General features: G+C 42.3%; 11 protein-coding genes. 7 read left to right on the top strand and 4 right to left on the bottom strand.

Annotated elements, in window-relative coordinates:
- The first annotated feature begins 157 nt into the window (after nt 1-157).
- From pdsO to FN961_RS06395, 3 genes are read left to right on the top strand one after another with little or no spacing between them, the layout of a single operon-like run.
- Complete coding sequence (gene pdsO, locus FN961_RS06385) at nt 158-895, top strand: sortase-associated OmpA-like protein PdsO (RefSeq protein WP_143563723.1); 738 nt, start codon at nt 158-160, stop codon at nt 893-895.
- A 38-nt stretch (nt 896-933) separates the two neighbouring features.
- Nucleotides 934-3,138 (top strand): marine proteobacterial sortase target protein, encoded by a 2,205-nt coding sequence (locus FN961_RS06390; RefSeq protein WP_444544668.1) that lies wholly within the window; start codon nt 934-936, stop codon nt 3,136-3,138.
- Entirely contained in the window at nt 3,131-3,745 is a 615-nt protein-coding gene (locus tag FN961_RS06395; protein WP_143563724.1) for a class GN sortase, read from the top strand. The genes FN961_RS06390 and FN961_RS06395 overlap by 8 nt, the downstream gene beginning before the upstream one ends.
- A gap of 43 nt (nt 3,746-3,788) precedes the next feature.
- On the opposite strand, the gene FN961_RS06400 is transcribed toward FN961_RS06395, so the two are convergent.
- The 4 genes from FN961_RS06400 to FN961_RS06415 all read right to left on the bottom strand — a co-directional run bounded on the left by FN961_RS06400 (nt 3,789) and on the right by FN961_RS06415 (nt 8,818).
- Nucleotides 3,789-4,814 carry a GGDEF domain-containing protein gene (locus FN961_RS06400; protein WP_143563725.1) on the bottom strand — a complete coding sequence of 342 codons (1,026 nt, stop codon included), beginning with the start codon at nt 4,812-4,814 and terminating at the stop codon, nt 3,789-3,791.
- A gap of 141 nt (nt 4,815-4,955) precedes the next feature.
- On the bottom strand, nt 4,956-7,580 hold the full coding sequence (locus FN961_RS06405; protein WP_143563726.1) for an MlaD family protein: 2,625 nt from the start codon (nt 7,578-7,580) through the stop codon (nt 4,956-4,958).
- Nucleotides 7,567-8,199, bottom strand: a complete 633-nt coding sequence (locus FN961_RS06410; RefSeq protein ID WP_143563727.1) for a paraquat-inducible protein A — start codon at nt 8,197-8,199, stop codon at nt 7,567-7,569. The genes FN961_RS06405 and FN961_RS06410 overlap by 14 nt, the downstream gene beginning before the upstream one ends.
- The gene (locus FN961_RS06415; protein WP_143563728.1) at nt 8,192-8,818 is read right to left on the bottom strand and encodes a paraquat-inducible protein A; all 627 of its coding nucleotides are present in this window, start codon (nt 8,816-8,818) and stop codon (nt 8,192-8,194) included. The genes FN961_RS06410 and FN961_RS06415 overlap by 8 nt, the downstream gene beginning before the upstream one ends.
- A gap of 240 nt (nt 8,819-9,058) precedes the next feature.
- Here FN961_RS06415 and FN961_RS06420 point away from each other — a divergent pair, with 240 nt between their 5' ends.
- The 4 genes from FN961_RS06420 (at nt 9,059) to prc (ending at nt 12,841) form a co-directional block, all read left to right on the top strand.
- On the top strand, nt 9,059-9,343 hold the full coding sequence (locus FN961_RS06420) for a YebG family protein (protein WP_143563767.1): 285 nt from the start codon (nt 9,059-9,061) through the stop codon (nt 9,341-9,343).
- 17 nt (nt 9,344-9,360) lie between these two features.
- Nucleotides 9,361-9,819, top strand: a complete 459-nt coding sequence (locus tag FN961_RS06425; RefSeq protein ID WP_143563729.1) for a GAF domain-containing protein — start codon at nt 9,361-9,363, stop codon at nt 9,817-9,819.
- A 286-nt stretch (nt 9,820-10,105) separates the two neighbouring features.
- A complete protein-coding gene (gene proQ, locus FN961_RS06430) occupies nt 10,106-10,738 on the top strand; it encodes an RNA chaperone ProQ (RefSeq protein ID WP_143563768.1) in 633 nt (210 codons plus the stop codon).
- A gap of 30 nt (nt 10,739-10,768) precedes the next feature.
- On the top strand, nt 10,769-12,841 hold the full coding sequence (gene prc / locus FN961_RS06435; RefSeq protein ID WP_143563730.1) for a carboxy terminal-processing peptidase: 2,073 nt from the start codon (nt 10,769-10,771) through the stop codon (nt 12,839-12,841).
- The last annotated feature ends 66 nt before the right edge of the window (nt 12,842-12,907 follow it).

The raw sequence follows: 12,907 nt of genomic DNA on the forward strand, positions 1-12,907 counted from the left end.
GCACTGAAGTGGATTGCCATTTTGTTGCCACAATTCATAAGCGTAATGTCATTTTTCCTCCCTGTGGCAGCCATTTATCTCCTGTTTAATGAATCTATCGAAAGGCAGTCACTATTTACTCTGCCTGTTAATAATCGTCATAGATAGGAAAACCAAAATGAACAAGAAAATAATCGCCCTTTTAGTTATGAGCAGCCTAACCGTTTCAAATGCAAGTTTCGCAACAGAGCAAACTGACGAGAGAGAGCATAACGAGGAACTTGTTGGACTCACCTCTGGGATTGTTCTTGGGGCGGTCGTCGGAGGACCCGTTGGTGCCATCATCGGGGCATTTACTGGGGCACTATTAGGAAAGTCTGTCGGTGATGACTCTGAAATCGACTCTCAACAGGCCAAATTGGTCGAAAAGGATTCACAACTCATTGCGTTAAACGATGACAATCAATCTCTACAAGTGATTGCCAGTCAATATGATGAGGCGCAGCAGCAGTTAGCTCAACTAAAGTTGGCTCAAGAGCAGAAACTGACTGAGTTAGCCATGGGGTTGAACATTCAGTTTAAAACGGGCTCATCTGAGCTAGCGCCTCACATACAACGCCAACTTGATGATTTGGCTTATGCCATGTCGATTTCGCCTGAATTGAATCTGGATATGACCGGATATGCTGATAGAAGAGGGGACTCGACGTATAACCAAGCCTTGTCTGAGCAACGTGTTGCCGAAGTTAAAAGCTATTTAGTGGCTCAAGGTGTTGATGAAAACCGTTTGGCATTTAAGGCATACGGTGCAAGTGCTCCATTGGCTAAAGATCAGAGTTTTGAAAATGATTTTTTTGACAGAAGGGTCAATATCAAGCTTATTCCACGTGAGTCTGCGCTCGCTGCAAATCAATAATCTCATTTTTAATGAAATAAAGGATTATGTTGATGAAAATGGATAAGCAATGTCTCTTTAACGCCGACGGTAAGAATACTCCCATGCAGTCAACGGTTGCCCCCTTATGGGGGGCGGCACTTTGTCAGAGAATCGTTATCGGCTTCTTATGTTGTCTGAGCTTTACAACTTATGCTGAAGAGATTGAACGTACTCAAGCGAGTTTAGTGTACCAGTCAATGGATGGTGAGGAGCAGGTGAGCCTACCACTCAATACACAAGTGCAGATGAAAGTGTCAGGTTGGATTAATCGAGTGAAAGTCAGGCAGGAGTTTCGTAATGACACTGAGCATTGGCTCAATGGTCGCTATCAATTTCCTTTGCCTAATGAAGCGGCAGTGGATCATATGCGGCTTCAGATCGGTACTCAGATTATTGAAGGCCAAATCCAAGAGAAACAGGAGGCTAAAAGGCAGTTTGAGGTGGCAAAAAAAGCGGGGCAGCGTGCGAGTTTAGTGGCGCTATCCACACCGAATATTTTTAGAACCTCAGTGGCCAACTTAGGGCCGAGTGAGACATTAGTGGTTGAGATAAGCTATCAGGAGCTGGTGAGGTATAAACAAGGCGAGTTTAGCCTAAGGTTCCCTATGGTTGTGAATCCTCGTTATCTATCACCAATGTCACAGCCTAGCTTTGAAGAGGTTAATGCTCTGACTATGCGAGATAAAATAGGCTCATACTTTGACAGCAATTTAAGACTCGGTACTCACAATACAAGTCTAGCGCCTAAAGTGAGCATTAATATTGAATTAAATGCGGGTGTCTCACTAGATAAAGTTTCAAGTCCATATCATAAGGTGAGTCAAACTCAGCTCAGTGATTCCCGCTATAACCTTGAACTTGTTGATACTAATGCTAACGGTGATTTTGTGTTGAACTGGAGACCACAACTCGGAACCACGCCCACCGCCACTGTATTTTCACAAACTGGCCAGACATATTCAGCCTCAAATGTGTCCAATAAAGTAAAAAGTAACAGCGCTGAAAACCGTGAAGTATTAGAGAATGACTATGCTCTATTGATGTTGTTACCTCCAGCTGTTCAACAGCAAGATACGAGTATTCCCAGAGAGCTTATTCTCGTGATTGATACGTCAGGTTCTATGTCGGGTGGTTCAATCGAGCAGGCTAAGAAAGCGTTGAGTTTTGCCCTGACAGGGTTAAGAGAACATGACACTTTCAATGTGATTGAGTTTAATTCAGATGTCCAAGCACTATCCCCGCAACCGTTACCAGCAACAGCGAGTAATATTGGTCGTGCTAAGCAGTATGTACGAAGTCTTGTGGCCAATGGTGGAACTGAGATGGGCTTGGCACTTAATGCGGCTCTGGATGTCCAACAAAGCCGTGAAGAGGATAATACAAGTCGTTTACGTCAGGTACTGTTTATGACCGATGGGGCTGTCGGGGATGAATCTGCACTCTTCTATCTTATAAAACAGAAGATAGGAGAGAGTCGCTTATTTACCTTGGGAATTGGTTCAGCGCCAAATTCACACTTTATGCAAAGGGCCGCCGAGTTTGGGCGGGGCACGTTTACCTATATTGGAAAATTAGATGAAGTGCAGAGTAAGATTGAAGCGCTACTTCATCAAATTGAGCGCCCGCAGTTAACTGACATTAGGTTGAGGTATGCTGATAATCGAGTACCTGATTATTGGCCAGCAATTATCCCAGATCTCTACGCTGAAGAGCCTTTGCTGGTGGCCATAAAGATGAATTCATTACTCCATACAGCATCGCCCACAGAGCTTATTGTTTCCGGAACAATAGCAGGACAATATTGGCAAGAGCGTGTATCACTTAAACAAAGAGAACCTGCTTTAGGCCTTGATCTTATCTGGGCGAGAAAACAGATCTCGGCGCTTGAATTGAGTAAAGATGGAGTGAACGAGCAAAGAGTGAAACAGCAGATCACTGCTCTGGCCCTTAATTATCATTTAGTGAGTGCCCATACTAGCCTAGTGGCGATAGAGTTGGCTCCAGCGAGACCGAGTTCCATTACCCCTAAAAATGTCACAGTACTAATGGCGAACCCGTTTGGATGGACACCGCCTGGCAGTTTGCCACAAACCGGCACTTCAAGTCGTTTGTTTATCTTGATTGGATCCGTGTTATTAAGCTTGCTTGGGATCTACCTACTCAGTTATCAAAGAGCCTTTGGCGTTGCCATTTATGGCAGAAAAGGAAAGTTAGATGCCTAAGGGGCTCTATGTTCATCGCATTGGTGTCATTCTGTTTTTTGTTTTAGCAGTTCTTTTTCTAGGTCAGGGAGTGTATATGCAAGCTAAAGCGCATTTTGCGCAGTATCTTATTGAACAGGCTTGGCAGCGTACGATTAAGGATCAACAGCCCCATAAACCTTGGAGTTGGGCGGATACTTATCCTGTTGCAAAATTGTCTTTTGTTGAAGCAGGTAAGGGTAATGAGTCACCAGATGAACATTTTGATGGAGACTCAATGTATGTATTAGAAGGGGCCTCAGGCAGAAATTTGGCTTTTGGTCCCGTTCAAATTCAAGATGGCAGCATAGGGAAGGGGAATCGTAATCGGATCATTGCTGGCCATAATGATACCCACTTTTCAATTTTAGAGGGCGTTAAGCGGGGTAAACTGATTAAACTACTTGATAGGAATGGAATCGAGGTTATATATAAGGTGATGGAGACGCAAATTGTCCATGAGTCCGATACCCGTGTGTTGGCGCCGAGCAGCGATAAACAACTGACGCTGATCACTTGTTATCCATTTCACGCTTTGCGTGCTGGTGGGCCTTTACGTTTTGTTGTGCATGCAGAAGCTGTAGGTTAGTTATCCTAATGGAAAGTTAACGAGCCAGAAAATCGGGTATTATTTAACTGGCGATTGGCATCACTCGGTTTCTACCCAGTCGCTTGGCTTCATAGAGGAGTTTATCTGATTGATCAATGAGTTGAGCAGCGCTGAGAGAGGGAGTCCATTGGGCGACACCAAAAGAGGCGGTGATATTGTTTATCATGGTGTCCTTACGTCTATCTTTTAGTGACACTTTCTCTAATGCTCTGCGCATTGCTTCCGCTAAATGCCTTGCATTTCTAAACTGACTATTGGGGGTTATCACGGCAAATTCTTCGCCACCATAGCGGTAGATTTTGGTTCCATCTCGGCATGACTCGCTAAGACGTTTGGCGACAGCCTTGAGTACGGTATCACCTAATTGGTGACCATAATTGTCGTTAAAGGCTTTGAAATGATCGATGTCGATAAGAATTAAACACAATCCTTCAGGGGATTGGCTCAATAGTCCTGCTAAATCAGAATCAAATGCTCTACGATTCAATATGCCAGTTAACGCATCGAATAATACATCTTTCTCTGATTCCTTCAATTGAGCTTTTAGCGTGTCAATCTCTTGCTGAGCACGCTTTAGGTGGCCGGTAAAATATTCGGTGCTTGAGCGGATATCATCGGATTCTTTGGCTAGATTACGGACTATGCCCAGCACTTTTTCAAGGCTGACTCCCTCCTCTTCTATACGGCTGAGTTGGTCAAAGTTACTGTCGATGCGTTTTTGAAAATGGGTCGCGTCAGTGTTGGTGTCTTTTAAAGATTGAGATAGCTCAGTGGCCATCGCTTCTAGACTTTGACGCATTTCAATGACGTCAACTTCGACAGGATCTGAAACAAACTCACGATAGAGCAGGGTTGAATTTGAGGGAGAGCAAGTGCTGTATTCTTGTATTATTGTATCGAGTTGTTTATTTAAATTAGGCTGTTTTTCATCAACGTAAGCATACCAAAGTGCATAATTGGTCGGTGTAGTGGGGATCTGATGCTTTAGCATCAAGGGAACCGCTTTTTTTAAATTTATCGCGGCCAGTTGCATCAGTTCTTTGGACATAAAAGTACCTAAGTGATAAGAGGTATGAAGCTTTGCTGTAAGTGAAATCATAGTTAAACAGATCAAATCAAGCTAGCAGATATGAAGAATAAAACCAGAATTATCATTCTGGTTTTATTCAACTACCTCTTTTACTGACGGTTATGGCGCCACTTGAATTGGAGCCCAATTTAGCCATTCAGAAGCAAACTGTTTCTGTAGTATAAATTGAGTATCACTTGATAACTGGTTTGAGGTAGTTGTAGGACTTTGGGTGACAACACCGATCCCACCTGCCAATATCGTTTCTAATGTGCCGGTTTCAATTGTCGCGCCCGAAAATAAGCCGATATCAACTTTGACACCGGATAGATCCCAAAACTGACTGGTATTATTGATTAAGTGGCTATATTGGCTGTCTATATGCGAATGTATTAGCACTGAGTTGCCGGTGTCCGATAAGGCATAACTGTCTACTTGCCCAACCTTGAGACCTCTGAAAAATATCGGGGTTCCAGCTTTGATTGAACCAAGTGAACTGTCCGTTAAGGTAAAGAGCAGTTCTCCGGCTTTAATCAGTTTCGATGGTGTGATGTCACCGATAAAATGCGTGCTGTTTTCTGCATCAAAACCGGGAATGACACTGACGTAAGGGCCCATGATTAAGGTTTCAGGTGCGGTGATTCCAGATAAGGATATCTGTGCATCGACAATAAAGTAGCGGGCATCACGTTGTGTAAAGTGCGCTGCATAATTACCATAAATATAGGCTTTTACTGTGACACTGTTGAGGTCGTCATCTAGCTTTACAGACTCAATTTCACCGACTTGATGGCCTTGATAACGAATAGGGGCTTTTGCCGCCAGTTTTACGTCAGCTGGAAAGCTCAGTGTTATCGGTTTGGCTTGAGCTAAGGCTAAAGCTTTCGATGCATAAAGGTATGATTGATTCCCGGCCTCTTCTTCATCGAGTAGTCCTAAAGTAATGCTGCCTTTTAACGCTCCTTGTAGTGGAGCCACCTCTACCTCAATGCCTGTAAGCGCTGCGTTGATAGACATCGCGCCATTTCGCCAAAACACAGAGTTTGATTTAATTAAACTGGAAAATTGCTTTTGGATACTTAGCTTAATGACAAAAGATTCCTCTTTTGTCTGCCATGTGACTTTGTCGACTTGGCCAATTTGCATTTTCTGATAATAGACGGGAGAACCAGATGAAAGATCGGCACCATCAGGACTGTTTAAGACCAGATGAGTCATATTGATATTATTGAAGTGTTTGTCTGCCGCTTGCTCAGATGCAAAAAGTGCCAATTTGGCCCCTTTACTGACGATTGATGTAGATTGTCCTTGGACAAGACTAATCGCACCTTTAGTTAGCGTTGTAAGATCGCGAGTTTTGACAGAGACTCCCTCAAGAGACGCGTCGATAGAGAGGGCACTTTCTGGAATAAAATAGCTGCCTTGGGTAATGAGCTGCGCGAATTCAGGCAAAATTTCAGCCTGATATATTATCCCTGATAAAGTCGCATTGAGTTTGACTGAGTTAACGTGGCCGATTGCAATCTGCTTATATCGGATCTCTGCTCCTTCGTTGATCCCTTGATTGCTGTCGGAAGTTAGCGTTAACCTTAATTTTGTTTTAGCAAATTGGTCTGGTTGTTCAGATAATAATGGATAGTGTGATAGTGGTTTACCTGAACCAGGGGAGAAGTTAATCACACTGCCTGTAAGTAACCGTTCTGCATGCTTAACACCAGAGAGCGATAAGTCAGCTCCTTCTAGCCAAAATTGAGAACTGGCTGAGAGCAGTTTGGCGTGCTCAGTAATGAGCTTTGCAGTAAACTCAACACCAGAGTCAGTGAGTTTAGATTGTGTAATGCGGCCGATATTGATGCCTCTAAATACAATGGCCGTTCCCACAGATGCAGAGTTTGCTTTATCGGCTGTTAGCGTAAACTCAATGCCGCCGAGAGCCAGCTCTTCGTTATCATAGATTTCATAACGTTGACCTTTCTCTGCCGAAGTTGATTCTTCTGAAGAGTTAAAGCTTAAACCGCCGGCTAATATTGACGACAAACTTTCGGTTTTGATTTTGATACCAGACAGAGATGCATCAATTTTTAGCCCGGAGACATTCCAAAACAACGAATCCTTTTTCACCAAATGTGCGTACTGTTTCTGAACAAATGCAGTTAACGCAATTTGTTTGGAACCTTCAAGTTTATAACTGATTATCTGTCCCACTGGAATTTGGCGATAAAACAGTTGTGAACCGACACTCAAAGAACCTAAAGTTTTACTGGTTAATTCGATAAGCAGACCATCTTCATTTGGAATTATTGTGGGCGCATTCTGCTCCGCTGTAAAAAATGATTGCGATTTCCCTTTACCAGGTTGAATAGCGATATAGTTCCCGGAAAATAGCGTATCGAGCCCTTCGACACCTGTAATAGAGGCTTTTGGCGTAACGAGCCAAAATTTAGTGCCCTTATTGAGGTAAGCTGCCGCGCGATGATCCATTTTAAGATCAACATTAACTCCCTTAAGGTCATCATCAATGCTGATATCAACGACTTTTCCAACCGTCAGTCCCTGATAGCGAACTAAGGTTTTACCCACATCAATACCGGTTGCACTGGGGAAATGAATGCGAACTTCAACGCCAGCTTCCTTAATACTCTTGATACCAAGCCAAGAGCCTAAGGCCAAAGCCACTAAGGGCAAAAGCCAGATTGGTGAGAATAGTTTCTTTTTTACGACTTTTGGTGCTTCAATTTGTGTCATCTTTCGATTCCAGTCGATCCCAGAGTAAACGAGTGTCCAGTACTTTTGCAGCCATTTGGGTCAGCAAAATCACTAATGCAAATGCAGTGGCTGCTGGGGCGGCCTTAGCATCTAAAAGTTGCCCCATATTCACCAATGCGACGGTAATGGAGATGACAAATAGGTCTAACATCGACCAACGGCCTATCCATTCAATAATATGGAAACCTACCATAAGCATTTTTTTTGAAATGGGTAAGCGAAAACTAATGGCGCTTAAATAGATGGTTAATCCGACAATCTTAAGTAGAGGAACTAAAATACTGGCGGTAAACAATATAATCGCGATGGGAAACATGTCGGATTGAACTAAGTGAGTTATCCCAGTATATATGGTGTCGTAGCGAATACGGCCGCGATCGGTCAACATCGTTATCGGATAGATATTCGCTGGTATTAATAAGATTGCTGCAGTGATCAGAAGTGCCCAGCTTTTTTGTAGACTACTGGTATCTCTAACTAACAAAAGCGTGTCACAACGCGAGCAGCGAAGGTACTTAATCTCATTTAACTTATTGCATGAAGGGCAAGCAGTGAGTCCCATTGCTTTGCCTTGGGCTTTTTCATTGAGATTATTCATCGAGCATATTCCACATATGTTCTAGATTATATTCACGCTGTAGAAACAGGGTGACAATAAATAGCATTGAGAAACAGAAAGTACCCATGCCTAAGAAAATATCCGCAAAATCAGAAAGGTTGAAGACTGAAACTAGAATGCTGATTAAATATATTTCCAGCATACTGAGCTGGGAGATAATACTTTGATAGGCAAGTAGACGCTTCAGCACATTTCTAAAAAATGCATTATGAAGCTGATATTTTATGATCAGTATTTGGCTCAAAATAGATAAAATAAGCAGTGCCGGTGCGATAACAGCAGTGAGCATCACTGATAGACCTACTATCCAATAACCTTGTTGAGATACGGCCATCGCGCCTTCTGCAATGGTCGTGGTTCTGACACTGCCAAAAAAGTGCAATTCTAAAATAGGAAGAAAATTAGCGGGTGCAAGAAAGATAAGTGCAGTGATGCATAAAGCCAACATCCCATTAATTGAACAGTATGGCGTATCGTATAGGACGGTGTCACACCGGGGGCATAATGCCCGTGCTCCAGAGGGAAGTGCGCGCTTTCTTACCACTAAATCACAAGAGCGGCATAAAATCACACAATCATCGATACAATCTCGTTCCATTTCTGGTTTTAAATTCCTTATTTTGCATCCAGTTACTAATGAATCTATGAGCAGTTAACTGAGGGCATCAGACTAATAGGGGTTATTAGTATAGTGACGAACCTTAAACCATTCTTAAGTATACAGCATAGGTGGTTGCTGATAATCATCTGGATAATATCAGATTTTACAGAATACTTGCATAAGAAGTTATATTTATGAGACTCTGTGACTGTATATAAAAACAGTATAAGGACAGGTATGGCGGTAATTACTAAATTTGTCGTAGTCAGAGAAGGGGTTGAGAAGATGACATTCACATCTAAGAAGGAAGCTGATGCTTACGACAAGATGCTTGATATCGCTGATCAACTGACCCCATTTTTGACACGCTCTGAGCTTGAACTTGATGATAATACTTGTGAAAAGTTAAGCTTCTACTTGGCACAGAATAAAGAACATCTTTTGAGTTTATTAAAAGGTGTGGTGCCTTCGGAACAAAAAGCGGTGAAGAAAACAGCTAAAAAAGCTGAACCTAAAAAATAAAGTGTTAGGAAATTTGTATGGATGTTCAGAGTTATGAATCGTTAAATCGCCAAGCTCAGGCTTTACTTGTTGGCGAAGATGATCTTGTTGCTGCAATGGCGAATTTTTCAGCCTTAATTAATGATTCTCTTGATAAGCTCAATTGGGTTGGCTTTTATCTATTAAAAGATGAGCAACTTATTTTGGGGCCTTTTCAAGGCAAAGTGGCCTGCAGTCGTATTCCTATGGGCAAAGGTGTATGTGGAACCTCGGCTTCTAGAAAGCAGACTTTACGGGTTGGCGATGTACATCAATTTGATGGTCATATTGCATGTGATTCTGCCAGTAATTCAGAGATAGTGATCCCTGTTTTTAACCAGAAGAGTCTCATCGCTGTATTAGATATAGACAGCCCAATTTTGAATCGATTTACTGAAATAGATCAAATTGGCTTGGAAAACTTGGTGAAGAGCTTCGAAAGTGCGTTATTTGGTTAAACTACAACCAATTTTGCATAATTGAGGGTCGCAATCGTGCCAGTCAGGCTTATAATAGGCGATTCGAATGATTGAGGACGTTAGGCGTTTCTGATTCTTAGAATGAATGCTTGGCGTTTGTTAATTGTAATTGCTAAGGTATGTCTGCTGCGTTTGTAGTGTTGTTCGATGTTTAGCCATTGACTGGACTCGGATATTGCAACGCCTGACGAATATAAACGACCCTAAATAGCATATCTTTTGGTATGTTTGGATAGAGTCCCTTTTTTAAACTGTGGAAGTAATGATGGAATCAACAGAGAAGTTGACCGACACCAACGCAATTCTTGCGTATTTATATGAAACATTTCCTTTGTGCTTTATCGCCGAAGGTGAAACTAAGCCATTAAAGATTGGATTGTTTCAGGATTTGGCTGAAAGGTTGGCTGATGATTCTAAAGTCAGTAAAACTCAATTGAGAATTGCCTTAAGACGCTATACTAGTAGCTGGCGTTACCTCAAGGGCGTAAAAGCGGGTGCACAACGCATCGACTTAGACGGCCAAGATTGCGGTGAGTTAGAGCAAGAGCATATCGATCATGCACAATTGACACTTAAAGAGAGTCAAGAAAAAGCGAAAGCTAAGCGTATCGAAAAAGCGACAGCAGCCAAAGCAAGCGAAAAAGCGAGCAAGAAGCCTGTTAAAAAAGTAGCGCCTAAGCGTGCAAAACCAACACCTAAGCCAGTGAAAGAAGCGGCACCAGTTGTTGAGTTAACACCGGCGGTATTAAATGAGTTGAAACAAAACCAGCGTGTTAATGTCAAACTAGGTAAGACGCCTGTTGCAGGTGTTATTGTTGATATTAAGAAATCAGATGTGCAAGTACAGTTAGACTCAGGTTTAACAGTGAAAGTACGCATCGAGCACATAATGCTGTAATAATCTTAAAGTAAAAGGAGTAACTTGTTGATGCGAAAAATACCCCTGGTCGTTTCAATTGCCAGTATTTTTGTAGGATTCTCGGCGTGGGCGTTAACCCCATCAATTCCATTCAGCGAGTTACCCGCTTTAACACAGGAGCCGCAGCATAAAGTTGCCAGCAAACGTGTTACTGGTCTCTTCACTCGTTCTCATTATCATAGATTCGACCTTGATGATACTTTCTCCGAGCAAGTCTTTAACCGTTATCTCAAGCAACTAGATTATCGACGTAATGTGATGTTGCAAAGCGATCTTGACAGCTTTGGCATCTACTCTAAACAGTTTGATGACATGCTTAAAAGTGGTGACTTGACGCCTGCATATAAGATGTTTGATTTAGTGCAAAAACGCCGATATGAACGTTTTGCTTATGCACTGTCGTTACTGGATAAAGAGATTGATTTCACGGTGGCTAACGATAAGTATCAATACGATCGTGAAGATGCTGCATGGGCGAAAGATGAAGCCGAGATTAATGAATTATGGCGTCAGCGTGTTAAATATGATGCGCTGAACCTCAAGCTAACGGGTAAAACTTGGGAAGAGATAGTTCCTGTGCTTGAAAAGCGTTATAACAATGCAATTAAGCGCTTGAGTCAAACAAAAAGTGAAGATGTATTCCAAGGAGTCATGAATGCATTTTCTCGTACAGTAGAGCCTCATACAAGTTACCTTTCACCTCGTAATGCTGAGCGTTTCCAGATGGAAATGAACCTAAGCCTTGAAGGCATAGGTGCAGTGTTACAGATGGACGATGACTATACAGTGATCAAAAGCCTCGTAGCAGGTGGTCCCGCGGCAACCAGTGAGAAATTATCGCCAGAAGATAAAATCGTTGGTGTTGGACAGGACGGTAAAGAGATCGTTGATGTCATCGGTTGGCGTTTAGATGATGTTGTAGAACTCATTAAAGGGCCTAAAGGCAGTAAAGTTGTCCTACAAATTTTACCTAAGAAAGGCGGCTCCTCAGCTAAACCTTTCGAAGTCGTGATTATTCGAGATAAAATTAGATTAGAAGATCGCGCCGCGACATCTGAAGTCATTGAGCCTGAAGACGGGTTGTACGCAAACCGTAAAGTTGGCGTCATTCAGATCCCTGGTTTCTACATGGATCTCTCTAAAGATGTTTCTAAAGAACTCGTCAAACTCAAAGAAGCACAAGTTGAAGGCATTATCATTGACCTTAGAGGCAATGGTGGCGGCGCATTAACCGAAGCCACGCTATTAACGGGTTTGTTTATTGAGCAAGGTCCAGTGGTTCAGATAAGAGATGCAAACGGTAAAGTGTCTCAAAATCGTGATAATGATGGCAAAGTGTCTTATTCAGGGCCATTGACTGTCATGGTAGATCGATACAGTGCATCGGCATCAGAGATTTTTGCTGCAGCGCTTCAGGACTATGATCGCGCGTTAATTGTTGGTGAATCAACTTTTGGTAAAGGTACTGTGCAACAGCATAAGAGCCTTGGTCGAATTTATGACATGTATGATAAACCAATTGGTCATGTTCAATATACGATAGCGAAATTCTACCGTATTAACGGTGGAAGTACTCAGCTTAAAGGCGTTACGCCTGATATCTCATTCCCTAGTGCATTAGAGCCTGGTGAATATGGTGAGGCTGAGGAAGAAAATGCGCTACCTTGGGACAAAGTCCTTGTGGCTCAATACGGCACGCTAGGTGATGTGAATCCAAACTTAATTACGAATTTGGATACTAAGCATAAAGCTCGTATCATTAAGGATGTTGAATTTGGCTATATCTATCAAGATATTGCAGAGTTTAAAGAACATCATGGTGAAAAAACGGTATCACTTGTTGAAAGCGAGCGCATTAGTGAGCGTGAAACTAATGATAAAAAGCAGTTAGATCGTCTTAACGAGCGCCGCGTAAGCCAAGGGTTAGAAGTCGTTAAGAGTTTAGAAAGTGATGACGAGACTGATACAGAGGTCGTTGATGAGGAGGAGGTTGAAACACCTGATGCTTTCCTCGACGAAACTGTTTATATCACCTTAGACTTAGTCGATATCGAAAAAGTGGCAAAGAACGACATTAAATAGAGTTAACTTCTCAGATAAAAACGCGCTTTAAGCGCGTTTTTTTTATACTTAAAACCTGTTTTTACA

It is taken from the genome of Shewanella hanedai (assembly GCF_007197645.1).
In the GTDB taxonomy this organism is placed as follows: domain Bacteria; phylum Pseudomonadota; class Gammaproteobacteria; order Enterobacterales; family Shewanellaceae; genus Shewanella; species Shewanella hanedai.

Bases quoted from the DNA above. Each gene is read 5' to 3' on its own strand.
- pdsO (WP_143563723.1), top strand. From the start codon at position 158: ATGAACAAGAAAATAATCGCCCTTTTAGTTATGAGCAGCCTAACCGTT.
- FN961_RS06390 (WP_444544668.1), top strand. From the start codon at position 934: ATGGATAAGCAATGTCTCTTTAACGCCGACGGTAAGAATACTCCCATG.
- FN961_RS06395 (WP_143563724.1), top strand. From the start codon at position 3,131: ATGCCTAAGGGGCTCTATGTTCATCGCATTGGTGTCATTCTGTTTTTT.
- FN961_RS06400 (WP_143563725.1), bottom strand. From the start codon at position 4,814: ATGTCCAAAGAACTGATGCAACTGGCCGCGATAAATTTAAAAAAAGCG.
- FN961_RS06405 (WP_143563726.1), bottom strand. From the start codon at position 7,580: ATGACACAAATTGAAGCACCAAAAGTCGTAAAAAAGAAACTATTCTCA.
- FN961_RS06410 (WP_143563727.1), bottom strand. From the start codon at position 8,199: ATGAATAATCTCAATGAAAAAGCCCAAGGCAAAGCAATGGGACTCACT.
- FN961_RS06415 (WP_143563728.1), bottom strand. From the start codon at position 8,818: ATGGAACGAGATTGTATCGATGATTGTGTGATTTTATGCCGCTCTTGT.
- FN961_RS06420 (WP_143563767.1), top strand. From the start codon at position 9,059: ATGGCGGTAATTACTAAATTTGTCGTAGTCAGAGAAGGGGTTGAGAAG.
- FN961_RS06425 (WP_143563729.1), top strand. From the start codon at position 9,361: ATGGATGTTCAGAGTTATGAATCGTTAAATCGCCAAGCTCAGGCTTTA.
- proQ (WP_143563768.1), top strand. From the start codon at position 10,106: ATGGAATCAACAGAGAAGTTGACCGACACCAACGCAATTCTTGCGTAT.
- prc (WP_143563730.1), top strand. From the start codon at position 10,769: ATGCGAAAAATACCCCTGGTCGTTTCAATTGCCAGTATTTTTGTAGGA.